The sequence below is a fragment of the Bradyrhizobium sp. Ai1a-2 genome (assembly GCF_000426245.1).
GTDB lineage: Bacteria > Pseudomonadota > Alphaproteobacteria > Rhizobiales > Xanthobacteraceae > Bradyrhizobium.
In genome coordinates this window covers 53239-77190 of record NZ_AUEZ01000006.1, presented here as the reverse complement: position 1 = coordinate 77190, position 23952 = coordinate 53239, and the positions used below count along the sequence as shown (strand labels likewise).

At 64.1% G+C, this 23952-nt stretch carries 24 protein-coding genes; 7 read left to right on the top strand and 17 right to left on the bottom strand.

The genetic code is table 11. The features are described from left to right. Positions 1-219: 219 nt before the first annotated feature. The 4 genes from fdhD to K288_RS0106625 all read right to left on the bottom strand — a co-directional run bounded on the left by fdhD (position 220) and on the right by K288_RS0106625 (position 2940). Positions 220-1077, bottom strand: coding sequence for a formate dehydrogenase accessory sulfurtransferase FdhD (fdhD, locus tag K288_RS44885; protein WP_051334406.1), 858 nt, complete (start codon positions 1075-1077; stop codon positions 220-222). Positions 1078-1084: 7 nt separating this feature from the next. Continuing rightward, positions 1085-1264 carry a hypothetical protein gene (locus K288_RS52175; protein WP_152535417.1) on the bottom strand — a complete coding sequence of 60 codons (180 nt, stop codon included), beginning with the start codon at positions 1262-1264 and terminating at the stop codon, positions 1085-1087. A 35-nt stretch (positions 1265-1299) separates the two neighbouring features. Next, complete coding sequence (locus tag K288_RS0106630) at positions 1300-1806, bottom strand: DNA starvation/stationary phase protection protein (RefSeq protein WP_027578820.1); 507 nt, start codon at positions 1804-1806, stop codon at positions 1300-1302. 174 nt (positions 1807-1980) lie between these two features. Further along, a complete protein-coding gene (locus K288_RS0106625; protein WP_027578819.1) occupies positions 1981-2940 on the bottom strand; it encodes a GlxA family transcriptional regulator in 960 nt (319 codons plus the stop codon). Positions 2941-3161: 221 nt separating this feature from the next. Between K288_RS0106625 and K288_RS0106620 the strand changes: the two genes are divergently transcribed. Further along, complete coding sequence (locus tag K288_RS0106620) at positions 3162-3803, top strand: HD domain-containing protein (protein WP_027578818.1); 642 nt, start codon at positions 3162-3164, stop codon at positions 3801-3803. A gap of 121 nt (positions 3804-3924) precedes the next feature. Here K288_RS0106620 and K288_RS0106615 read toward each other — a convergent pair whose 3' ends face one another. Further along, on the bottom strand, positions 3925-4419 hold the full coding sequence (locus tag K288_RS0106615; protein WP_027578817.1) for a DUF4265 domain-containing protein: 495 nt from the start codon (positions 4417-4419) through the stop codon (positions 3925-3927). Between the two features lie 53 nt (positions 4420-4472). After that, on the bottom strand, positions 4473-4961 hold the full coding sequence (locus K288_RS0106610; protein ID WP_027578816.1) for a DUF4259 domain-containing protein: 489 nt from the start codon (positions 4959-4961) through the stop codon (positions 4473-4475). Between the two features lie 260 nt (positions 4962-5221). On the opposite strand from K288_RS0106610, the gene K288_RS0106605 reads away from it, so the two are divergent. Together K288_RS0106605 and K288_RS0106600 are read left to right on the top strand one after the other, a co-directional pair. Further along, positions 5222-6811 carry a gamma-glutamyltransferase gene (locus K288_RS0106605; protein ID WP_027578815.1) on the top strand — a complete coding sequence of 530 codons (1590 nt, stop codon included), beginning with the start codon at positions 5222-5224 and terminating at the stop codon, positions 6809-6811. 185 nt (positions 6812-6996) lie between these two features. Further along, entirely contained in the window at positions 6997-7776 is a 780-nt protein-coding gene (locus tag K288_RS0106600; RefSeq protein WP_051334393.1) for a crotonase/enoyl-CoA hydratase family protein, read from the top strand. Positions 7777-7788: 12 nt separating this feature from the next. Here the strand turns inward: K288_RS0106600 and K288_RS0106595 are convergent, their stop codons facing one another. Genes K288_RS0106595 through K288_RS0106585 form a run of 3 tightly spaced genes read right to left on the bottom strand, consistent with a single transcriptional unit; the run spans position 7789 to position 11583 of the window. Continuing rightward, positions 7789-10047 (bottom strand): xanthine dehydrogenase family protein molybdopterin-binding subunit, encoded by a 2259-nt coding sequence (locus K288_RS0106595; RefSeq protein WP_027578813.1) that lies wholly within the window; start codon positions 10045-10047, stop codon positions 7789-7791. Then, entirely contained in the window at positions 10037-11089 is a 1053-nt protein-coding gene (locus K288_RS0106590) for a xanthine dehydrogenase family protein subunit M (RefSeq protein ID WP_027578812.1), read from the bottom strand. The genes K288_RS0106595 and K288_RS0106590 overlap by 11 nt, the downstream gene beginning before the upstream one ends. Then, the gene (locus K288_RS0106585; protein WP_027578811.1) at positions 11086-11583 is read right to left on the bottom strand and encodes a 2Fe-2S iron-sulfur cluster-binding protein; all 498 of its coding nucleotides are present in this window, start codon (positions 11581-11583) and stop codon (positions 11086-11088) included. Before K288_RS0106585 ends, K288_RS0106590 begins: the two co-directional genes overlap by 4 nt. 156 nt (positions 11584-11739) lie before the next feature. On the opposite strand from K288_RS0106585, the gene K288_RS0106580 reads away from it, so the two are divergent. Next, complete coding sequence (locus tag K288_RS0106580; RefSeq protein WP_027578810.1) at positions 11740-12381, top strand: TetR/AcrR family transcriptional regulator; 642 nt, start codon at positions 11740-11742, stop codon at positions 12379-12381. A gap of 491 nt (positions 12382-12872) precedes the next feature. Here the strand turns inward: K288_RS0106580 and K288_RS0106575 are convergent, their stop codons facing one another. Both K288_RS0106575 and K288_RS0106570 read right to left on the bottom strand, forming a co-directional pair. Further along, on the bottom strand, positions 12873-14138 hold the full coding sequence (locus K288_RS0106575) for a D-amino acid dehydrogenase (RefSeq protein WP_027578809.1): 1266 nt from the start codon (positions 14136-14138) through the stop codon (positions 12873-12875). A gap of 68 nt (positions 14139-14206) precedes the next feature. After that, positions 14207-15535, bottom strand: a complete 1329-nt coding sequence (locus K288_RS0106570) for an aspartate aminotransferase family protein (RefSeq protein ID WP_027578808.1) — start codon at positions 15533-15535, stop codon at positions 14207-14209. 146 nt (positions 15536-15681) lie between these two features. On the opposite strand from K288_RS0106570, the gene K288_RS0106565 reads away from it, so the two are divergent. Continuing rightward, positions 15682-16230: a cupin domain-containing protein gene (locus K288_RS0106565; protein ID WP_027578807.1), complete on the top strand. Its 549-nt coding sequence runs from the start codon at positions 15682-15684 to the stop codon at positions 16228-16230. Between the two features lie 252 nt (positions 16231-16482). Here the strand turns inward: K288_RS0106565 and K288_RS0106555 are convergent, their stop codons facing one another. The 5 genes from K288_RS0106555 to K288_RS0106535 all read right to left on the bottom strand — a co-directional run bounded on the left by K288_RS0106555 (position 16483) and on the right by K288_RS0106535 (position 20904). Then, positions 16483-17406 (bottom strand): acetamidase/formamidase family protein, encoded by a 924-nt coding sequence (locus K288_RS0106555; protein ID WP_027578806.1) that lies wholly within the window; start codon positions 17404-17406, stop codon positions 16483-16485. An 88-nt stretch (positions 17407-17494) separates the two neighbouring features. Then, a complete protein-coding gene (locus tag K288_RS0106550) occupies positions 17495-18322 on the bottom strand; it encodes an ABC transporter permease (RefSeq protein WP_244443076.1) in 828 nt (275 codons plus the stop codon). Positions 18323-18342: 20 nt separating this feature from the next. Beyond that, positions 18343-19176, bottom strand: coding sequence for an ABC transporter ATP-binding protein (locus K288_RS0106545; protein ID WP_027578804.1), 834 nt, complete (start codon positions 19174-19176; stop codon positions 18343-18345). Continuing rightward, on the bottom strand, positions 19173-20210 hold the full coding sequence (locus K288_RS0106540; RefSeq protein WP_027578803.1) for an ABC transporter substrate-binding protein: 1038 nt from the start codon (positions 20208-20210) through the stop codon (positions 19173-19175). Before K288_RS0106540 ends, K288_RS0106545 begins: the two co-directional genes overlap by 4 nt. A 313-nt stretch (positions 20211-20523) precedes the next feature. Continuing rightward, positions 20524-20904, bottom strand: coding sequence for a transposase (locus tag K288_RS0106535; protein ID WP_027578802.1), 381 nt, complete (start codon positions 20902-20904; stop codon positions 20524-20526). A gap of 179 nt (positions 20905-21083) precedes the next feature. Between K288_RS0106535 and K288_RS0106530 the strand changes: the two genes are divergently transcribed. Further along, entirely contained in the window at positions 21084-22022 is a 939-nt protein-coding gene (locus tag K288_RS0106530) for an acetamidase/formamidase family protein (RefSeq protein ID WP_027578801.1), read from the top strand. Between the two features lie 15 nt (positions 22023-22037). On the opposite strand, the gene K288_RS0106525 is transcribed toward K288_RS0106530, so the two are convergent. Beyond that, a complete protein-coding gene (locus tag K288_RS0106525) occupies positions 22038-23273 on the bottom strand; it encodes an MFS transporter (protein ID WP_043159442.1) in 1236 nt (411 codons plus the stop codon). Between the two features lie 269 nt (positions 23274-23542). Between K288_RS0106525 and K288_RS0106520 the strand changes: the two genes are divergently transcribed. Further along, entirely contained in the window at positions 23543-23938 is a 396-nt protein-coding gene (locus tag K288_RS0106520; protein WP_027578799.1) for a hypothetical protein, read from the top strand. Positions 23939-23952: the final 14 nt, after the last annotated feature.

Genomic DNA, 23952 nt, shown 5'->3' with positions numbered 1-23952 from the left:
ACTGCGCTTCCGCGATCTTTCCGAGTTTCTGTCGTCGGCTGCGGATTGGCTTCACCTCTCCCGCTTGCGGGAGAGGTCGGCGCATAGCGCCGGGTGAGGGCTCTCTCCTCTTGGGGAGTCCCAATGCGGAAACACCCCCACCCCGGCCCTCCCCCGCAAGCGGGAGAGGGAGCGCAACTTCATCGTGGCTGCACCCGACTTGAGCGATTCATTCTCAGTTCACGCCGGCGCAAATCCGTCGTCCGTCTCAACAGAACGCCGACGCATTCCCTGTGCGAAGACGATGCGTTCGGGATGCGTGAACACTTCGTAGCCGTCGTCGCGCGCAACCGCGATCAAGGTGATTCCCGCTTCATCCGCGGTCTTGATCGCGAGCGTCGTCGGCGCGGAAACGGCGACGATGACGGGAGCGCCGATCATGGCCGTCTTCTGCACCATCTCGACCGAGATGCGGCTCGTGAGCAGAACGGCGCCGTTCGCAACCGACCTGTTGTGACGGACCAGCGCGCCGGCGAGCTTGTCAAGCGCATTGTGGCGGCCGACATCCTCACGCACCGGACCGACGCCGCCATTGGCCTGCCAGAAAGCGGCCGCATGCACCGCGCGGGTTTTCCGGTTGAGGTCCTGCAGGGAGGGAAGCGTGCGCATGCCCTCCAGGAGATCACGCGCGTCGAACGTTGTTCCCTTCTTCACCCTGGGAACGGTACGTCTCGCCTGCACCAGGCTTTCGATGCCGCAGAGCCCGCAGCCGACCGGGCCTATCGTGACGCGCCGCCGCGCGAACAACGCCGCTGTCCGGCTTTCTGCGAGCCACATCCGGACCTCGATGCCGAGATCGGTCTCGATCAGATCCAGGCTCCTGATCTCGTCGGCGCGGGCAACGACGCCCTCCGTCATGGCAAAGCCGACGCCGAAATCCTTCAGATCGGCGGGCGTCGCCATCATCACGGCATAGGTCGATCCGTCGAAGGTCAGCGCGATCGCCGTCTCCTCCGCCACCGCCCGCGACGAGGAACTCGCGCGGCCACCGCGCCAATTGAGGCCGGCCCGTTCGGTGAAAGCACAATCGGCGGCCATGATGACCTCAGCTTTGATATGACGCAGGATGCCGCGAGGCGCGATGCCCGCCACGACGATCCAGGGCCGACCCGATGCCGCCGAGGATGAGATCGGCGACGCCGAGCGTAACGAACCGACCCCATTTCCCGCTGATGGCGTGAATGGCGTGGCCCAGACCTGGTCCGATGTTCGCTGCGTCCGTCATCGGTCAGCCTCCTCGGGGCATCCGTGCGGCTCTGGTCAGGAGTTCCTGTTCCGCGTCGCTTCGTAGAGGAACCAGGTCCTGCGCTCGGTCTCGTCGATCCAGTTTTCCAGCAGGCTCGCGGTGGCGACGTCGCCATACTCGTCACAGACATTGTGAACCTGGCGCATCTCGCGCGTGAGCTGCTGATTGTCGCTGCCCAGCTCGGCCAGCATGTCCAGCGGGTCGACATAGTCGGCATCGTTGTCGAGGATGCGCTGCTGGCGCGAGATTTGACCGATCGAGCGGATCGTGGTGCCGCCGATCTTGCGCGCGCGTTCGGCGATCGGATCGGTCATTGCGAAGATCTGGTCGGATTGCTCGTCGAGCAGCAGATGGTAGTCGCGGAAGTGGCGGCCCGACATGTGCCAATGGAAGTTCTTGGTCTTGACATACAGCGCGAACACATCGGCCAACAGAGCGCTGAGCGCCGCTGAAATATCGCGAGTCGCCTCGGGTTTCAGGTCGGTCGGGCTTTCCAATTCGGGGCGCGTGGACTTGAGCATTCGTGCCATCCTTGTTTTTTGGTCAGCGGCCTCACCGTTTGCGGGCCGTCCTTGACTGTTGCGATACCGTGCATCGGCAAGGGTATCTTTCCAGAGCCTGCCGGCTCTTTCGGATTCGCACGGATTTCGGGACAATCTTCTACACCGGCTGCGAACCCCGCGAAATGGGGCGGCTCAGACTTTGCGAAAACTCGCGCGATATTGGCTCGGCGTGATCCCGAGGCGCTTGACGAACACGACGCGCATATGCTCGGCGCTGCTGAAGCCGCTTTCATGCGCGACCACTTTCAGCGGGAGGTCGGAACCTTCGAGGCGGTTGCGCGCGGCATCGACACGCACGCTTTCGACGAACTCGGCCGGCGTCACATTGGTCTCGCGCTTGAACGCGCGGGCAAAATTGCGCGTGCTCATTCCGGCCACCTGGGCCAGCACATCGACGCCGTTCGCCTCGCGCAAATGCGCCATCACATGGGCGTGGACGCGCGCGATCGGCGAATCCTTCTCGGCCGGCGGCACGAGATAGGGGCTGAACTGGGACTGCCCGCCCTGCCGCTGTGCAACGACGACAAGCCGCTTGGCGACCGCGAGAGCGACTTCCGGCCCGTGATCATCCTGCACGATCGCGAGCGCGAGATCGATTCCCGCGGTGACGCCGGCCGAGGTCAACAGCGGCCCATCGCGGAGATAGATCCGGTCGAACTCGACCCTCGCCTTCGGGAACTGCCGGGCAAGGCTGGCCGCATTCTGCCAATGTGTCGTCACCGACTTGTCGTCGATCAGGCCGGCATGGCCGAGCGCGAACGCGCCGGTGCAGATCGAGCCATATTGCGGGCAGCGCGAGGCGCTCTCGCCAAGCCAGTCGACAAGCCGCGGATCCGGCGGCGTGGTCGGAAGCTGCGGTCCGCCGGCGACCAGCGCGAGGTCGAACGTTTGCGGCGCATCGGCAAATGTCATCTCCGGCGTGATCGACATCCCGTTCGACGCCCGGTACGGCTGCCGTTCGGCGCCGATCAACGTGAGCCGGTAGCCGCGATCCGTTCCCACGAAACCATTCGTCTCGACGAACACGTCGAGCGGGCCTGCGACATCGAGCGCCTGCACTCCCGGAAAGATCGCCAGAGCGACCGCCTTCATCGACCAACAATCCAGTTCCTGCGCGTGGATGCGCGCGACGACTATGCATGGAATCCTGCCAGCCGGCCATGCATTTCAGCCAGCAGCTTCTTGCACGAACGCCATCGGCAGAAAAGCGTGGTGTTTTGACGGTTTCGCAGGGATCGGCGGCGTTGTTCGCGCCAACGCAAAGCATCAATAAATATGCAAGCAACTCACCAAGACCGTAAGGAGATCAGGTCATGACCAAGATCATTGCCGGCATCACCATTCCCGACAGCAAGCTGGCGCGAGAGGTCGACGAACTGGTTCGCGACACCGAATCCGAACTGCTCTACCACCATTCCAACCGCGTCTTCCTGTTCGGTGCGCTGACCGGGCAGCGCCGCGGGCTGAAGGTCGACCATGAACTGCTCTATGTCGGCGCGATGTTCCATGACATGGGCTTGCAGCCGCCCTATGCCAGCACCGACGAGCGTTTCGAGGTCGATGGCGCCAATGCCGCGGCAAGCTTCCTACGCGCCCACCGCATCAATGAGCGGGACGTCGAAGATGTCTGGGACGCGATCGCGCTGCACACCACGCCGGGTATCCCGCAGCACAAGCGGCCGGTGGTGGCGCTGGTGACGGCCGGCGTCGAGATGGACGTGCTGGGGCTGAAATTCGACTCCTTCACCGCCGCACAGCGCCATGAGGTCTGCGCCCACCATCCGCGCGGCCACGGCTTCAAGAACGGCATCATCGATGCATTTGCCGCCGGAACGATCAAGAAGCCGGAGACGACCTTCGGCAACGTCAAGGCGGACGTGCTGGCGCTGCGCGACCCGACCTACCACCGGATCAATTTCTGCGACGTCATCCTGAACTCGAAATGGTCGGAATGACGAAGGCCCGCATCAACGATCAAGCATGGAGAACGGGGGCGAAACAACCACCGCCAGCGGAGCGGCTCCGATGATTGGCGCCGCTCCGCATCCAAGAGAGCGAGGAGATTGATGGACGGCATCAACTGGGTTTAGTCATTGCCTTTGCTGCGTCGTGAGAGCTTGCATATCCTGTTTGATATATCCACACCCCGTCGTCGTGTCCGCTTCTTAGAATCTCAACGACTTCATCCAAATTAGCGGCTGGCGGAACGTCCACTGAGAAGAGCAACCGCACTCCAATACTCAGTTTAATTTGGCCGCTTTCGTATGTGCAGCCACCATCCCCCAGCCTCTTCCAATACTGGCCTCTTCGGCTCTCGGTGGGGTCGACCAGAATCATGTAGGTGGAATGATGGCCCCGCTCGACAACCGATTCGAAATCAAACTGCATTGGATCATCGCTGGGCGACGCCTTTACGATATCGCAATAGCTAATTCCCTGTTTGAAGAAGGGACTATTCTTGATTTCGAAAAGGCCGGTATCGAGCCTTGCAGCCCATAACTTTTCACCTCCATGGCCATGCCAGTCCTCAGAGTCCAACCGAAACCGAACTTTCACGAGTTGATTGCTCATGGCTAGTTACCACTTCCAGTCCGAAGGAACAGGCGCGCTGTTGGGCGCCTCTGTCACCGGCTGATAAGCCGTGACTTGAGATCCGTCACACTCACCTGCCATTCCTGCAAGTTCTTTGCGCCGTCTTCCTGCATCAGCTCTTGCGTCTCGGAGTCCTTGCCGACCCGATCGACGGCTTTGACCGCCAGCTCTATCAGGTCGCGATTTGCATCCTTCGAATGGAGCGCCGCCCATTCCTTGCATGGAGCAGATAGATGCCGTGATGGACTTCCCATCATAGCCGCAACAATTTCGGCGGCTGCCAAAGCGCGCGTAGCTTGCTCGTCGTTGACAGGCGAACCAGAGGTCAAAGCGGCGTCGAGAGCACTACGGATCAATTCGACACTGCCGTTTGGAACAATCTGGTCCAAGAGATCCAATGCAGCGTCGTTGGAAAGCGTATCGGCGGCCCAGACACCGGCTGAGGCCGGGCCGGAGCATAGAAGAACGGCACAGAAGGCGATCGGCAGGGCAACGCCGCTGATCCGCTTAGGCGGGGCCATGCTGTACGCCTTCTTCGTAGTTGGAGATCAGTTTTTCTTGCATCCCAACCATCCGTCGCGGCCCACGAGCCCTAGGCGAGTTGTCTGGCAAAGCTCCGAACAGGGTAGTTGATTGCCGCATGAAAGCGAAGGATAGATACCTTACCACCCATGCGGATTCGGCCTGAACCTCCGATCTGGGAGCCGGTTGCCTTAACCTGCAGCGCCCGGCATGCTGGGCTTCCTCGATCCATTCCCTCCGAGAAGGCCTGAACACCGCAATGTCTGACCAGTTCTCCAACACGCAGCAGATCCGCAAACCGGCCGTCACCTCCAAAGGCGGCGTCGTCGCTTCGCAGTCGCGAAGAGCCGCCGAGGTCGGTGCGGCCGTGCTGGCGGCGGGCGGCGATTGCGTCGACGCCGTGGTCGCGACCACCTTTGCGCTCGGCGTGGTGGAGCCCTGGATGAGCGGCGTCGGTGGCGGTGGCGCGATGGTGCTCTACCGCGCCCGCGAAAACCGTTATGAGGTGATCGACTACGGCATGCGGGCGCCGAACAGCCTTCGCATCGAGGACTATCCGCTGACCGGCGACGGCACCGCCTCTGACCTGTTTCCCTGGGCGCGGGTGAAGGACGACCGCAACCTGCATGGCCCCGGCTCGATCGCGGTGCCCGGCGTGGTGGCGGGCATGGAGGAGGCGCATCGCCGCCATGCCAAATTGCCGTGGAAGGAATTGCTCGAGCCCAGCGTCGATCTCGCCAGCGAAGGCCTGTTGGTCGACTGGTGGACCACGCTGATGATCGCAAGCTCGGCCGCCGACCTCCGCCGTTATCCGGCAAGCGCCGCCGGCTATTTGCACGACGGCCTGCCGCCGAATGCGCAATGGGGAATCAAGTCGGTGGTGCGGCTGCCCCAGGACCGGCTGAAGGCAACCATGGCGCAGCTTGCCGCCGAAGGACCGCGCGACTTCTATGAGGGTGGCCTGGCCCGCAGCATCGCCGCTGACATCCGGGAAAGTGGTGGCGCATTGTCGGTCGAGGATTTGGCGGCGTTCCGCGCCCATGTGCGCGAGCCGCTGCGCATCCCCTATCGCGGCGGTCATGTCTATGCGACGCCCGAACTGACTGCCGGGCCGACGCTCGCGCATACGCTGCGCCTGTTGCAGCAGAGCGTGCAGCCCTCAAGCACCCCGGATGCCGCCGCCTACACCGCTTACGCGCAGGCGCTACAGACCGCCTATCGCGAACGCCTGCAAGGCATGGGCGATGCCGACGGCCGCCGCTCGCTCGGCGCGGAAGCGGTCGCGCCCGCCTGCACCACGCATTTCTCCGTCGTCGACCGCGACGGCAACATCGCGGCGGTGACGCAAACGCTGCTGTCGACCTTCGGCTCCAAATTCGTGACGCCGCAGACCGGCATCACCATGAACAACGGCATCATGTGGTTCGATCCGACGCCGGGCACGCCGAACTCGCTGGCGCCGGGCAAGCGCTGCCTCACCAACTACACGCCGGTCGTGGCGCAGGCCGCCGATGGCCGGCGCCTCGCCGTCGGCGCCTCCGGCGGCCGGCGGATCCTGCCGGCGGTGACGCAGCTTCTCTCCTTCGTGATGGACTACGGCATGGACCTCGATGCTGCGATCCACCAGCCCAGGATCGACGCCAGCGAGGGCGCGATCGTGATCGGCGACGCGCGGCTGCTGCCAGGGGCCCGCGAGGCGCTGCGCTCACGGTTCGACTATGAGCAAGCACGCCTGCAGACGATGCCGCTGAAATTCGCCTGCCCCAGCGTGGTGCTGCGCGACGGCGACACCAACAGCGGCGCCACCGAGCCGTTCCACGCCTGGAGCGAAGCGGTGGCGGAAGGCTAGAGCATTTTCGAGCGAGGTGGACACCGGTTCGCGTGAGGAAAACACGTCAAAACAAGAATCCGGAGCGCGGACTGCTCAGCCCAGAATCGCAGCTGACAGCACCGCTTCGAGTTCCTGCCTGACCATCGTCGAGCGGCTGACGATAGTGGCGCGATGACGAATGCTGACAACGAAACGGAGGGAATATGACCACGCCAGGCAGCATCCGCACTGAAGCACACGACCACATCTTCAAGATCATCATCGACAACCCGACGAAGAAGAATGCCTTCTCGCCGCAGATGATGGAGCAGCTCTCCGACGCGCTGACCGAGCTGCACAACAACGATGCCTATTGGGTCGGCGTCATCTGCGCCGAGGGCAAGGATTTCACTGCCGGCCTCGACATGCCGAAATTCTTCGGCCCCACCGCCGAGAAGCGTAACTTCAAGGAAGGCAATGTCGACGCATTCGGTCTTTCCAAGCGCTGCAGGAAGCCGATCGTCACGGCCGTGCAGGGCATCGTGTTCACGATCGGCATCGAGCTGATGCTGGCGGGCGACATCGTCGTTGCTGCCGATGACAGCCGGTTCTGCCAGATGGAAGCAAAGCGCGGGATCGCACCGCTGGGCGGCGCGCATTTCCGCTTCCTGTCGCGCACCGGTTGGGGCAATGCGATGTATCACCTGTTCCTGTGCGACGAATTCACGGCGCAGCGCGCCCGCGAGATTGGCCTGGTGCAGGAGGTGGTGCCGGCGGGCCAGCAGATCGCCCGCGCGATGGAGCTGGCCGCGACGATCGCGCGCAACGCGCCGCTCGGCATCCAGGCAACCAAGGAAGCGGCCGCGAAATATATCGAGGGCGGCGAGGCCGCCGCGATTGCCTTTATCCCGTCGATCCGCGAACGGGTCCTGAACAGCGCCGACGCCCGCGAAGGCATTCAGTCCTTCATCGAGCGGCGGGCTGCGGTGTTCCAGGGACGCTGACGCGGCTCAGTTCTAGAGCCCCGTCAGGAGATCATCGATCCGGATCGGGAAGCGGCGCACGCGAACGCCGGTGGCGTGCCAGACCGCATTGGCGACCGCACCGGCACTGCCGGTGACGCCGATCTCGCCGACGCCCTTGATGCCGAGCGCGTTGACATGCGGATCGTGCTCGTCGACGGTCAGCACATCGAGGGACGGCACGTCGGCATTCACGGGGATATGGTATTCGGCGAGGTTCGCATTCAGGATCCGGCCGGAGCGATGATCCATGACGGCTTCCTCGTGCAGCGCGAACGATACGCCCCAGATCATGCCGCCGAAGAGCTGGCTCTGCACCATCAGCGGATTGATGATGCGGCCGGCGGCAAAGGCGCCGACCAGGCGCGTGACGCGGACCTGGCCGAGCTCGGGATCGACCTTCACCTCCGCGAACACAGCGCCATGCGCATGCATGGCGTAGCTCGACTGCGCTGCCGGATCGGCCGCGCCGCCGCCGCTGGCTTCGATCTCGGCGACGCCGGCACGCGTGAGGATATCCGCATAGCTCTCGCTGCGCGTTTCGTCGTCACGACGAAACAGCCGCCCTTCCCGCGCGATCACGCCGGTGTTGCCGGCGCCGAACAGCGGCGAGCGCTGGTCATTGGTCGCGAGATCGGCGAGCTTTGCGATCACCGCAGCGCCGGCATTGTGGATCGCAGCACCGGCGGTCGCGGTATGGGCCGAGCCGCCGGCGATGCCAGCATCCGGCAGATCCGACGTGCCCGACCTGAACTCGACCTGGTCGATGCCGAGCCCAAGTCCATCGGCTGCGATCTGGGCGAGCGCAGTCCAGGCGCCCTGCCCCATGTCATGCGCGCCGCTCTCCATCACGCCCGACCCGTCGCTGCGGATCACCGCGCGCGCCTGCGCCTGGAACATCAGCGCCGGAAAGGTCGCCGTACCCATGCCCCAGCCGACCAGGAAACCATCATCGTCACGCATCTGCCGCGGCGCGAGCGGACGCCGTGCCCAGCCGAAGCGTTCCGCGCCTTTGGCATAGCACTGCCGCAGCGCCTTCGATGAAAACGGCTTGCCGGAGATCGGCTCAACCTCGGCATAGTTCTTGAGCCGAAAGTCGAGCGGGTCCATTCCGCAAGCCACGGCAATCTCGTCGATGGCGCTCTCGAGCGCAATCGAGCCGGTTGCCTCTCCCGGCGCGCGCATGAACAGCGGCGTGCCGCTATCGACACGCACCGCCTCATGCGAGGTCTTGATCGCGGGGCTTGCATAGAGCGTGTGCGAAGCGTCGGCGGCAGGCTCGTAGAAATCATCGAAGGTGCTGGTCGTGACCTTCGCGTGATGATCAATCGCTGTCAGCCGTCCCTCACTATCGGTGCCGATGCGCAGCGTCTGCCGGGTCGGCGGACGATGCCCGACCGGGCCGTACATCTGATCACGGCGCAGCACCAGCTTGACCGGACGTCCCACCAGCTTGGCCGCCATGATGCCCAGCACTTGCGGCCCGGACACCAGGCCCTTCGAGCCGAAACCACCGCCGAGGAACGGGCTGCGGATATAGATATTGCCCGGCGGAATGCCGAGCAGTCCACCGAGCCGCATCTGCGCCATCGCCATGCCCTGGCTCGGCGTATCGATCGAGAGCTTGTCGCCCTCCCAGGCCGCGACCATCGCGTGCGGCTCCATCGCATTGTGGTACTGCGCCGACGTTTCATACGTCGCCTCGATGCGGTTCGATGCGCCGGCGAGCGCGGCGTCGACATCGCCATGTTGTACGACGGCCGGATTGCCGATACCGACCACTGGCGGCACATAGCTCTCCGCGCCATCGAGGCCGACCCGCGCGAGTTCGGTGTGATATTGCGGCGACAGCAGTGCCGCGCCTTCGGTCGCAGCTTCCAGCGTCTCAGCGATCACGACCGCGATCGCCTGGTTCGCATAGCGCACCTCGTCGTTCTGCAGGAGCTCCATCTTGAACGCGAAAGGATTGGGCTTGCCGTCCGGGTCTTCGGCAAGCGGCGGCTTGTGCGAGGGCGTCATGACGTCGACGACGCCGGGATAGCGCTTGGCGGCATCGACATCGAGGGAGGTCACGCGGCCGCGCGCGATGGTGGAGACGGCGATCACGGCATAGAGCATTCCTGCCGGGTGATTGTCGGCGGCATAGCGGGCTTGGCCCTTGACCTTCAGGACGCCGTCACGGCGGGTCAGCGGCTGGCCGATATTCGAGCCGTGCCTGAGATGGGCAGGATCGCGGGTGAGCTCAAGCGACATGGCGCACTCCTGATGAGAAGGGAGAGCCGGGAAGCGCGGGAATGCGCGTCGGCGTGCCCGCACTGGCAAGCGTCAGCGCCCGCACCACGATGCGCTGGGCGAGTTCGATCTTGAACGCGTTGTCGCCGGAGGGCTTTGCATCGGCGAGCGCGATGCGCGCAGCCTCGCGGAAGCCGGCGACATCGGGTGCGACGCCGGCAAGACTCTGCTCCGCGTCCCGCGCGCGCCACGGCTTTGCCGCGACGCCGCCGAGCGCCAGCCGCGCCTCGCGGATCGTGCCTTGCTCGATCCGCAGACTTGCGGCGGCAGACACGACGGCGAACGCGTAGGATGTGCGCTCGCGAACCTTGATGTAGCGCGCGTGCGCGGCGAAAGCGCGTGCCTCGGCCGGTAGCCGCAGCGCGACGATCAGATCGCCGCGATCGAGCAAAGTCTCCCGCTCCGGCGTATCGCCGGGCAGGCGATGCAGCGCCTCGAGCGCCACCTCGCGTCGCCCGCTCTTGCCTTCGATCTCGACGACCGCGTCGAGCGCCACCAGCGGTACGCAGAAATCGGAAGGATGCGTGGCGATGCAGGCCTCGCTCCAGCCAAGCACGGCGTGCAGCCGGTTCTCGCCCTGGCGCGCATCGCAGCCGGCGCCGGGCCAGCGCTTGTTGCAGGCGCTGGGGGCGTCGTAGAAATAGGCGCAGCGCGTCCGCTGCATTAGATTGCCGCCGACGGTAGCGGCATTGCGAAGCTGCGCGGACGCGCCCGACAGCAGCGCTTCGGCCACTGACGGAAAAGCGCGGACGAATTCCGCATCGTGCGCGAGGTCGGCATTACGGACCAGCGCGCCGATCCGGACGCTGCCATCGGCAAGATATTCAACGCGGCCGAGTCCCGGCAGCCGCGTAACGTCGACCAGGCGCCTCGGATGGCAGACGCCGCCCTTCATGAGGTCGAGCAGATTGGTGCCGGAAGCAAGATAGGTTGCGCCCTTTTCGGACGCGGCCGCGACCGCCTCGGCGACGGTCAAGGGCCTGACGTAGTCGAAATTCATCATGCGGAGCGCCTCTGATCGGAATTCGCGATGGTTTTCTGGGCCTCGAGCACGGCTTCGGTGATCCCGGCATAGGCGCCGCAGCGGCAGAGATTGCCGCTCATGCATTCGCGCACGCGCTCGGGATCATCGCCGGCCTGGCCTTCGGTGATCAGTCCGATTCCGCTCATGACCTGGCCGGGTGTGCAGAAGCCGCATTGGAAGGCGTCATGGGCGATGAAGGCGGCCTGCACCGGATGGAGCTGGTCGCCATGCGCGACACCTTCGATGGTGAGGATGTCAGCGCCGTCCTGGCTCACTGCCAAGGCGAGGCAGGAGTTGATGCGCCGCCCGTCCACCAGGACGGTGCAGGCGCCACACTGGCCGCGGTCGCACCCCTTCTTGGTGCCGGTCAGATCAAGACGCTCGCGCAAGAGATCGAGCAGGGTGACACGGGGGTCGTCGAGCTCGATCTCCCGCCGCACACCGTTCATGGTGAGGCTGATGGAGAAATTCATGCAGGGCTCCGATCAGTGCTATGGTGGAATTGTTACAGTGGTAACGCGCCGCCGGCGGCCGCCAATGTGTCAATCGGCGGACCTTTGCAGGCCGGGTGTTCATCGCATATACGGAGGATGCCTCCGTTTTACAAGGGAGGGATGATCACAAATCTGATGGCCAGTCAGTTCGCAGGAATAGTTCGCAAGCCACGGGCAGATGCCGTGCGCAACCGGGAGCGCGTGTTGGAGGCGGCGAAAGCCGTGTTCAGCGCCGGTGGTCCCGAAGCCAGCCTGGAGGCCGTGGCGCGGCACGCCGGGGTCGGCATCGGCACGCTCTATCGCCACTTCCCGACTCGCGAGGCTTTGTATGAAGCGGTGTATCGGCGCGAGGTGGATCAACTCGGCGATCTCGCGGACCAATTGCACGATGAAGCCGATCCGGTCGAAGCGCTGCGGCATTGGCTGCACGCCAACGTCGAATTCGTCGCCACCAAGAAGGGCATGGCGGCCGCGCTGGCGCTGGTCGCCCACGGCTCCCCCGAGCTTCACGCCTACTCGCTCGACCGACTGACCAAGGCGATCGCCGCGCTGCTTGCCCGCGCAGTCGCCGCCGGCGAGATCCGCGCCGACATCAGCGCCGAGGACGTCCTGCGCGCGCTCATCGGCCTGTGCTACATGCACGACCAGGCAGGCTGGCAATCGACCGTGCTGCGGCTGTTAGATGTGTTCATCGACGGGCTACGCCTGCAACCGGCGAAGGTGGTGACGGCGCCAAAGCCAACGGCGGTGAAGAAGGCTGCGAAGCGAAAGCGCTAGCGCATGATGCGTTTTGGTTGAATCGGCCCGTCCACGCGTTTCACCTCTCCCGCTTGCGGGAGAGGCGTAGGCCGCCTATGGCGGCCGTCCTTAAGAACGCCGAAGCGAAGCTTCGGCTATGGCGCAAGCGCCGGGTGAGGGCTCTCTCCACGCGGTCGGACAGCGTGAATCGCGGAGAGACCCCCACCCCAGCCCTCCCGGAGCGAGCTATGCTCGTCTCCCCCGCAAGCGGGAGAGGAAGCCCAGCAGCGATCGCGGATGCAATTCGACCTGATCTCATCGCGCGCTAGCGCATGACCATTTCGGACTGCTGCGACGGCAGCAGTTCTCCCTTTCACCGTTCTTACGGGGAGAGGGTTGGGGTGATGGGCTCTCTCCGCGAACACGGCGACAGATGTACTCGTGGAGACTCCCTCACCCGAAATTCAAGCTTCGCTTGAATTTCGACCTCTCCCCGCAAGCGGGGCGAGGTTGATCCGCGCCCGCTTCACTCAACCGAACCGGTGATCGTAGCGCGCGATCGACAGCTCGCTCACATCGATCTCCGGCTTGCGTCCGGACAGCAGGTCCGTCAGCACCCTGCCCGACCCGCAGGCCATGGTCCAGCCGAGCGTACCGTGGCCGGTGTTGAGATGGAGATTGCCATATCGTGTCGCACCGATCACCGGGGGTCCGTCCGGCGTCATCGGCCGCAAGCCGCTCCAGAACGTCGCCTTGGCGAGATCGCCGCCGCGTGGAAACAGATCCGTCAGCGAATGATCAAGCGTTGCGCGACGCGCGGCATAGAGCTTGTCGGAATAGCCTGAAATCTCCGCAGTGCCGCCGACGCGGATGCGGTCGCCGAGCCGGGTGATCGCGACCTTGTAGCTCTCGTCCATGACAGTCGATTCCGGCGCACCGGTGGCGTCCACGATCGGCACCGTGATCGAATAGCCTTTCACGGGATAGACCGGCAGCGAAATGCCGAGCGGCCTGAGCAGCCGCGGTGACCAGCTTCCGAGCCCGACGACATAGGCGTCGGCCTGCAGCACGCCATTGCTGGTCGCAACGCCGGTGATGTGCGAGGCATCCGCGATCAGTCCGTCGATCTTGACGTTGAACTGAAAGCGCACGCCAAGCTTTTCCGCTTCGAGCGCGAGTGCCTGTGTGAACATGTGGCAATCGCCGGTCTCATCCTGCGGCAACCGCAGCCCGCCCGCGATCTTGTCCTTCACGGCGGCGAGCGCCGGCTCGGCGGCAATGCAGCCCTCACGATCGAGCAGCTCGAACGGAACGCCATATTGCTTGAGCACCGCGATATCGTCGGCGGTGTGGTCGAGCTGGGCGGCGTAGCGGAACAATTGCAGCGTGCCGCGGGAGCGCTCGTCATAGTGGATGCCGATTTCGCCGCGCAACGCGCGCAGGCAGTCGCGGCTGTATTCCGCGATCGGGATCATCCGGCTCTTGTTGACCGCGTAGCGCTCCGCGGTGCAATTGCGCAGCATCTTCAACAGCCAGATCCACATCGCAGGATCGGGCTTCGGCCGCACCACCAGCGGACCGTGCTTCATCAACAGCCATTTGATGGCCTTGATCGGCACGCCAGGGCCGGCCCAGGGTGAAGAGTAGCCGGGCGAGACCTCGCCGGCATTCGCAAAGGACGTCTCGAGCGCCGGCTTTGGCTGCCGGTCGATGACAGTCACTTCATGACCGGCACGCGCGAGATAGTAGGCCGACGTGACGCCGATGACGCCACTGCCGAGGATGATGACTTTCACGCTTTCCAGGCTCCCGCCGCGGCATGACTTGCCGCTGCAAATAATCTCCGCAACGGCTGGAGCAAGGGTCAGGCCACTCGCTTGATGGCGTCACCGAGGATCGACATCATCTCGTCGATATGGCTGCGCTCGACGATAAGGGGCGGCGACATCGCCAATGAGTCGCCGCTCTGGCGAAGATATAAGCCGCGATTGAAACAATCGACCATCATATCATAGCCGCGTGCGCCGATCGCATCCTTGCGCGGAGCGACTTCGATGGCGCCCATCAGGCCGACATTGCGGATGTCGATCACGTTCGGCAGGCCCTTGAGCTGATGCAGCGCGTCGCGCCAGTAGTCAGCGAGCGAGGCGCCGCGCGTCAGCAGGCCTTCGTCCTTGTAGATATCGAGCGTCGCAAGGCCGGCGGCACAGGCCACCGGATGCGCGGAATAGGTGTAGCCGTGGAACAGTTCGATCTGGCTTTCCGGCCCGGTCATCAATCCGTCGTAGATCTTGCGGCTGGCGAACACCGCGCCGCAGGGAACGGTGCCATTGGTGATGCCTTTTGCGGTCGTCATCAGATCGGGTGTTACGCCGAAGAATTGCGAGGCGAACGGCGTGCCGAGCCGGCCGAAACCGGTGATGACTTCGTCGAAGATCAACAGAATGCCGTGCTTGTCGCACAATTCGCGCAGCCGCTGCAGATAGCCCTTCGGCGGCGGCAGCACCGCAGTCGAGCCCGGCACCGGCTCGACGATGACGGCGGCGATGGTCTCGGCGCCGTGCAGCGCCACCAGCCGCTCGACGTCGTCGGCGAGTTCGGCGCCATATTCCGGCAGGTCCTTGGAGAAGGCGTTGCGGGCAAGGTCATAGGTGTGGCGGATATGGTCGACACCAGGCAGATGGGTCGCGAAAGCGCGGCGGTTGGCCACCATGCCGCCGACCGACATGCCGCCGAAGCCGACGCCGTGATAACCGCGCTCGCGGCCGATCAGGCGCGTGCGGGTGGGCTGGCCAGCTGCGCGGTGATAGGCGAGCGCGATCTTCAGCGCGGTGTCGACCGATTCCGATCCCGAATTGGTGAAGAAGACGCGATCCAATCCCGTGGGCGCGAGCGCGGCGAGGCGTTCGGCGAAATCGAACGCGATCGGATGGCCCATCTGGAACGACGGCGCGAAGTCCAGCGTCATCAATTGCCGCTCGACCGCTGCGGCGATCTGCTTGCGGCCGTGGCCGGCATTGACGCACCAAAGCCCGGCCGAGCCGTCGATCACCTTCCGCCCGTCGACGCTCGTGTAGTACATGCCCTCGGCGGAGGCGAACAGCCGCGGCGTCTCCTTGAACTGCCGGTTGGCCGTGAACGGCATCCAGAACGAATCAAGCTTGATGGTGTTCGGAATCTGATGAACGGTCACGGCGTCGCTCCACTGCTGAAAACCAAGCCGAACACGCTCTCAAACGCGCAACAAGTCTTTTTCTTTGCCGCCGCAACCCATTGATCTCATTGGGGCGAACGCGGCATATTTGCGCGATCCGCAACACCTGCAACAGGGATTGTCCCATGAGCGTCGATATCGGTGGCCGGCTGCGATTCATTCGCGCGCAGCAGAAGCTGTCGCAGCGCGAACTCGCCAAGCGGTCCGGCGTCACCAATTCGACGATCTCGCTGATCGAGTCCAACCAGATGAATCCGTCCGTGGGGGCGCTGAAGCGCATCCTCGACGGAATTCCGATGGGACTGGCGGAATTCTTCGCGCTCGAGCCGGAGCGCCGCCGCAAGGTGTTCTATCGCTCCGACGAACTGACCGAGATCGGCAAGAAGCCGATCTCCTACCGCCAGATCGGCGACAACCTGTTCGGCCGCAGCCTGCAAATACTGAAGGAGCGCTACGAGCCCGGCAGCGATACCGGGCGCGTACCGCTGGTGCATGACGGCGAGGAAGGCGGCATCGTGGTCTCGGGCAAGCTCGAGGTGACCGTCGATGACGAGCGCCGCATCCTCAATCCCGGCGACGCCTATTATTTCGAAAGCCGCCGCCCGCATCGCTTCCGCTGCGTCGGCGGCAAGCCCTGCGAGGTGATCAGCGCCTGCACCCCGCCGACATTCTGAATGCGGCAGGCGCCGCGCGGTCTCAGAGATTACGGGTCTGCTTGTCGCCCCAGGCGATGGCCGCAGCGATCGTCACGAACATCGCCGTCACGCCGATGACGACCAGGATGGTGTCGAGTGTCATGGCTTTTCTCCATGGTTGCTGGAGAAAAGCTAGCGGATTGTCGCCGATCCGCTTTGCGCTCGATCAATCCCGCGGGACTTTGGGGTACGGAAACCGGGCGTCCTTCGCACCGACGGCGTTCAGGGGGCTCAGCCGAAATATCGCGCCAACACGCTCTTATCGACCTTGCAGATGTAGGTATATTTCGGATTGACCACCTGCGTGCAGCGCGCTTCGGCGATCTGGCCGAGCAACATGTAGCCTTCGGCGGCCGGGATCTTCCAGTCGTCCTCCAGCCAGTAGACCATTTCCTCGAACGCGATCCGCATCGCGTCCTCGAGCGGCCGGGCGCAGCCGAGCGTGCCGATATGCGTCGGCGTCTCGATCCGCGGATGGTTCAGCCGCGGCGGCGCCTTCTCGAGCGACACCCTCACCGTCAAGGTCGCCGCGATCTCGATCGCGCCCATCCCGTTGCATTCGCCGTCGCCCTGAATCGCATGGCAATCGCCCATGAACAGATGCGTGCCGTCCTTGTTGACGCGGAACATCACGGTGTTGCCGCTGGTGATCTCCTGGACGTCGAGATTGCCGCCGTGCGGACCATTGTCGACCGTGAGCACCGCGCCGTGAACCGGCGCGACGCCGAGCACGCCGATCATCGGCTTGACAGGCAGCTTGAGGTGCTCGTTCCAGTGCACAAGGCCGTCCTTGACCTCGACCACCCGGGTCTGGATGCCGAATTCCTTGCGGCGAACCCAGTCGGGAAACATGCCGATGCCGGGCCACAATGCCGTAAAGCCGAGCCGGTCCAGCTCCATCTTGACGATCTCGACCTTCAACATGTCGCCGGCTTTCGACCCGCGAACCTCGATCGGCCCGGTCGCACCGTTGACGAATGGAAAAGTGACATCCTTCTCGGTCAATTGCTGGCCGAGATGACGGATCGTGCCGTCATTGGCGTTGATTGCGCACTCCACCACGAAGGTTTCGCCGGGTTCGACGCTGGCGATGAAGCGCTCGTCGCCGGACAGCGCGTATTTGATGTTGTTTTCCTTGGTGATGCGCTTTGACATCTTCACTCCGCCTTGAATGACCGTTGCAGGATTCTTTGTTTGAGCATGATCTTTTCGGAAAACCGGTTTCCACTTTTCCGGATCATGCTTATAGCCGCCGCCACGGCATCAGCAGCCGTTCGATCTTGCCGACGATGAAGGTCAGGATCAGCGCCAGCGCGATGGTGGCGACCAGTGCCGCGAACACCTTTGGAATGATGTAGAGCGAGCCCGCCTTGAAGATGGCGTGGCCCAGCCCTTCCGATGACGACATGAACTCGCCGACGATCGCGCCGATCAGGGCGAAGCCGACCGTGAGCTTCAGCCCCGCGAAGATGTCCGTCAGCGAAGCCGGCACCACCAGCTTGCGAAAGACCTGGAACTTGGAGGCGCCGAGCGTCCGCATCAGATTGATCTGGTCCGGATCGACGCCGAGCGCGCCTTTGTAGGAGGTCACGAGCGCGACGATGACGACCGACAGCGTCGACATCGCGACCTTCGAGATCAGCCCGGTGCCGAACCAGATGATGATGATCGGCGCCAGCGCGATGATCGGGATCGAGCCGATCGCGATCACGAACGGCTCGACGACGCGGGACACGAATCGCGAATACCACAGCGACAGGCCGATCACCGTGCCGACCAGGTTGCCGACAAAGAATCCGAGCAGAGTTTCACTGCCGGTCACATAGAGGTCGCGCCACAGGCTGCCGTCGCGCGCCATCTGAAGCAGGAATCCGCCGATCGCCGAGGGCGAACCGAACATGAAGGCGGCCGCGCTGTTGCGCGAGGTCATGTGACCCCAGAAGACAAGGAACGCGATCAGGATCGCGACCTGTGTGGCCAGCACGAGCGCGGTCGCGCGCAGCCGCTTCCACCGCCGCCGTCGCGCGGCCGTATCCGGGATTGGCGTGGAGGCGCCCGTCGAACGAGCCATTCCGGCATCCACCTCCGCGGTCATTGCAGCACCACGTCGAGGTCGGCCCAGATGCGCCGGACATAGTGGCTGAATTCGGGACTCTGGCGCAGGCCGATCATGTCGGTACGCTCGGCGCCGAGCGCGATGTCGTAGACGGCCTTGATGCGGGTCGGCCGCTTCGACAGTACGATGACGCGATCCGCCAGCGACACCGCCTCCTCGATATCGTGGGTGATCAGCAGCAGCGAACGCCTGCCTTGCCGGACCAGCGACGCGGTATCATTCTCGATCAAGAGCTTGCTCTGGAAGTCGAGCGCTGCGAACGGTTCGTCGAGCAGCAGAACATCAGGCTCGTGCACCAGCGTGCGCGCGAGCGCCACCCGCTGCCGCATGCCTCCCGAGAGCGTCGAGGGATAGTGGTCGGCAAAGCCGTGCAGGCCGAGTTGATCGAGCATCGCGCGGCTGCGGTCCTCGGCCTCGGCGGCGGCGGCGACGCCGCGAATTTCGAGCCCGAGCATGGCGTTGTCGAGCGCGGTCCGCCACGGCAGCAGCAGGTCCTTCTGCAGCATGTAGCCGACATTCTGCGGCTGGCCGGTGACCTCGCGGCCATGCCAGCGAATGCGTCCGGAGTCCGGACTGAGCAGACCGCACAGCGTGTTGAGCAGCGTGGTCTTGCCGCAGCCGGACGGCCCGACAATGCTGACGATCTCCCCTTCCCGCAGTGTCAGGCTGAGATCGCCGATCACGGGCACGATCTCGCCGTTGACCTCATAGCCCTTGGAGACGTGTTCCACGACCAGCGGCGGAACGACGGCGCCGCCGGCTACCGCGCTTGCAGCGCCGGCGGTCTTTGCATTGCCGACATCAGTCATTTGAGGCTGGCGACCGCCTTATCGGCAAAGGAATTGTCGATGATCTGCTCGAACGGTACAGAGCCCTTGGCGTTGCCGAGATAGACCTGCATGTCCATCAGGTTCTGCCACTGGTCCTGCTTGGTCACGACCGACTGCGCCGGAATCAGGAATTTGAGCTCGGCATCGATCGCCTTGTCGACGACGTCGCCCGGCAAATCCGGAAACTCCTTGCGCGCGACTTCCTTGGCGAAGGCGGGATCGGCGTAGGTCTTGCGCGACGCCTCCTCGAACGAGGTCACCAGCGCCTGCACCATCTCCGGGTCCTTCTGGATCGTGGTTGGCAGCACCATGATGCCGGTGTTGCAGAACGGCCCGATATAGCTGGAGAAATCGAACACCACCTTGGCGCCCTGCGCTTCGGCCGCGGCCACGCTGGGCTGGTAGGCGATGGCGATATCCGCCTGCCCCGCCAGCATGGCGGCGATCTCGGTGCCGGGATTGACCGGCACGATTGTGGCATCGACGCCGACCTTGAGGCCGGCCTTCTCGAGCAGCCGCTTGGCGACGCTGTAATTGGTGTTCGGCTCGGGCGAGGTGACGATCTTCAGCCCCTTGAAGGCCTTCGGATCGGTGATCGGCTGAAGCGTCTTCGACACACCGAAGTAATGCGCGCGCTGCACCACCGTGCCGACCACGACGCCGGGGCCGCCGTTTTCGCGCGAGATCTGCGCCATCGTCGCATCGCCGATGGCGAAATCCGCCGAGCCGCCGAGCACGGCCGCAAAGGTCTGGGTGTCGCCGCCGGCGGCGCTCACCTGCATATCGAGGCCGTTCTTTTTGAAGATGCCGGCGTGCATGCCGACATAGAGGTTGATGTAACCGAGATTGTGCACGGCCTCGCTGAAACGAACGGTCTTCAATGTTGCAGCACGCACGCTGCGCGAACCGACCAGCGACGACGCGCCCAACCCACCCGCGATTGCCGCCGCGCTGGTCAGGAAACGCCGGCGGTTGAAGGAATGGCTGAAGAGCGAACGGCGATGGTCAGTCATGGTTCAGGACTCCTCGCACAACAAAAAGGCGGTGATGCGCGGGAGACTAGTGCGCTGAATGAATGGGCAGCAAGTTGAAAGAAACGACAGCGATTGCCCGGTTCGTGCCTCTACAGTTCATTGCGTCACTCGCAGTGACACAATGATCTCGTGACTGATCGCGGCTTGTAATTTAGCTGCTTCAGAAAGAGGCACGATGAGCAATTCGACGTCACACAGAATCCCATAATGTCAGTTTTGACATTATCGCCGCCCAAAGAAACGTCACCTTACGACGCAAGAACCAGCGCCTGTCGGTCGCGGGATTGCGCCATCAGGGATTGACACGGACCGACGCAAAGCGTCCGGTCACCGCGCCGCCGCACTTTTTCGCCGCGCTGCGGATCGCCTGCTCCTGCCGGCGCGCTTTGTCGTCCCCCACCGCAGCGATCGCAACCGACGGCGGATCGGCAGCGGGTTCGCGCAAACGCTCGAACAGATTGCTGACCAGGCTCCGCAGCCTTGCGTTTTCGGCGGTCAATTCCTTCATCTGCTGGACGGCCGGCACGTTGAGACCGCCGAACCGGCGGCGCCAGCGGTAGAAGGTTCGCACCGACACGCCGGCGGTGTTGCAGATTTCAGCAACGGAGACGCCGGCGCTTGCTTCGTAAAGCAGATGCAGGATTTCGTTTTCGGTGAATTGCGAACGCCTCATCGGATGCTCCCTCCAAGCTTTCACCGGGCTGCTCCCACGCTTTGGTCGCAGCGCCGATGGATTGATTGGAGTCTCGGAAATTCAGAAATCGTGCCATCTCGCGGAAGCGTTGCCGTTGCCCGGCCCGCAGGCGTGGTTTGGCAGGCGATTTGCTTTCTCCGAGATCGGAGTACAACGCCATGCCGAGACGACACGAACTTCCGAGCACCCCCGACGTTATGGTATGGGGCTACCTTGATAGCTCCACCCCTCCCGTTCTTGAGGTCAGCTCGGGCGACACAGTCACGTTCCACAGCTTTCCCGCCGGCGGGAAAGAGACGCTGCCCGACGATCTCAGCCTTGTCAGCGCCGATTACATAACGGCGCTGGAAACGCTGCCGCCCGGACCCGGCCCGCACTTCATCACCGGACCGGTCTATGTGCGCGGCGCCCGCGCCGGCGACACGCTGCAGGTCGACATTCTGGACGTGAAGGTCCGGCAGGATTGGGGCTTTGTCTCGATCCTGCCACTGCTCGGCACGCTGCCCAACGAGTTCACCGACTACGAGACCATTCACCCCTCGATCGATCGGGAGCGCAATGTCTGCGTGATGCCGTGGGGCACGGAAATCCCGATCGATCCGTTCTTCGGCATCATCGCGACCGCGCCGCCGCCGAGTTGGGGCCGCTGCGGATCGCCGGTGCCGCGCTCATTCGGCGGCAACATGGACAACAAGGAACTGCGCGCCGGGACCACGCTGTATCTGCCGGTGTTCAATGATGGCGCGCTGTTCTTCGCCGGCGACGGACACGCGGTGCAGGGCGACGGCGAGGTCTGCATCACCGCGCTCGAGACCGGCGTCACCGGCAGCTTCCGCCTCACCGTGCGCAAGGACATGGCGATCGAGTGGCCATTCGCCGAGAGCGCGACGCATTTGATGTCGATCGGCCTCGACGAAGATCTCGATGATGCCGCTAGGCAGGCGGTGCGGGAGATGGTCAAGCACGTCTGCGCCCGCACCAACCTCTCTCGCAACCAGGCCTACATGCTGTGTTCGCTGGCGGGCAATTTACGAGTGACGCAGTTGGTCGACGGCAACAAGGGCATCCACATGCTGTTGCCGAAATCGTGCCTGTGACGACGGCGAAAAGCTCTACGCCATCGCCAGCCGCTGTCGCGAGCGGATCAGCAGCATCAGCATGATGGTGACGTTGAGCGCATTCCAGGCGAGCCCGTTGGCGAAGGCGGCGGCGTAGGAGCCGGTGGCATCGAAGATCACCCCGGAGACATAGCCGCCCAAGGACATGCCGATCACGGAGGCGAAGATCACGATGCCGACGCGGGTGGCGGCCTCTGCGGCCGGCATCGCCTCGCGGATGATGATGGCGTAGCTTGGCACGATGCCGCCCTGGAACAGGCCGAACATCGCCGAGATGATGTAGAGCGAGGTCAGGCTGTCGAAGAACAGATAGAACAACAGCGCCGTGCCCTGCGCGACCGAGCCGAGCAGGAGCGTGCGGATGCCGCCGATCCGGTCGGCAAGGAAGCCCGAGCCGATGCGGCTGATGATGCCGAAGCCGAGCATCAGGGACAGCATCTCGGCGCCGCGCGCCACGCCATAGCCGAGATCGCCGCAATAGGCGACGATATGCACTTGCGGCATCGCCATCGCCACGCAGCAGGCGACCGCGGCGAGCGACAGGATCGCCGTCAGCGCATTGGTGGAGAGCCGCACATTGACGCGCGGCGGCGCGGCGTTGAGATGGCTGCGCTGGCTTGCCGCGCCCGTCAGGCGCCGCAGCACGAACAGCGCGACCGTCATTGCCACCGCCGTGAAGATGCCGATCGCGACATGCGTGGTGCGCCAGCCGAATTGCTGCATGCCGAGATTCACCAGCGGCGGCCAGATCGTGCCGCCGATATAGTTGCCGCTGGCGGCGATCGCGACCGCAAGCCCGCGGTAGCGGTCGAACCAGTGCGAGGCTTCCGCCATCAACGGCCCGAACGTCGCCGATGACGACAGCCCGATCGCGAAATGAAACAGGATGAACGACCAGATCGAGGGCGAATAGCCGGCGCCGATATAGCCGAGCCCGAGAATGCCGATGCCGAGCCCGATCGCGGTGACGATGCCGTAGCGATCAGTGATCTTGCCGGTCAGAACCCCGCCGGAGCCGAAGCCGATCATGACGAGGGTGAAAGCGAGCGACGCGGTCCCTCGCGTGGCGCCGAAATCCCCCTGCACCACCGGCAGTGCCACCACCACCGACCACATGCCCACGCTGCCGAGCGAGCCGATCACCACGGCAACGGCAAGCCGCAGCCACGCCCGGCGCGAATCGGGAATGAACAGGTCCGGATTTGGGCTGAACTGAGAAGGAATTTCCACGGCGGCGCCAAACTTCGTCGCGAATTGCCTCCCGGTCAAGCGTTTTGGCGAAATATTGGGCATGCGGAAACGCGCCCACCATTCCCGTCATTCCGGGGCTTGCGCAGTGAGAACCCGGAAATCCATTTCACCATGGCGTATGTGGCCCAATGGATTCCCCGCCTGCGCCTCACGGCGCATCCCGGAATGACCACCGTGTTCCGGTCCCCCACCCATTTTGCGAGCACGGAGCCCTTCCAGCGACCGGCCACCTGTGCGAAACTTGGCGCATGGACATCCGCCAACTGCTCAAGCTCATGGTCGCGCTGCTGGTGACGGCAAGCCTGACCCTGGCGCCGCTCGCCACTCCGGCCGCGGCGGAGCATTTGCTGTCGTCTGCCGGCGTGCAGATGGCGCCGATGGCGGATGATCATGACATGACGGATATGGATATGTCCGACATGATGGCGGACATGCCCTGCTGCCCGGACAAAGAGAAGAGTCCGGCTTGCCAGGATTGTCCGCTGGTTGCGATCTGCATGATGCAGGTGCTGCTGGCCGGCCCATCGACCAGCATGGTTGGAGTGAACCGGCGGCTCGACGAACAGTTGCGTCCGCTGGACGACATCATCGCGGACGGACTGGCGCGTCCACCTCCCGACCATCCCCCTCGAACTTTGGCCTGACCGGCGTCACGGCG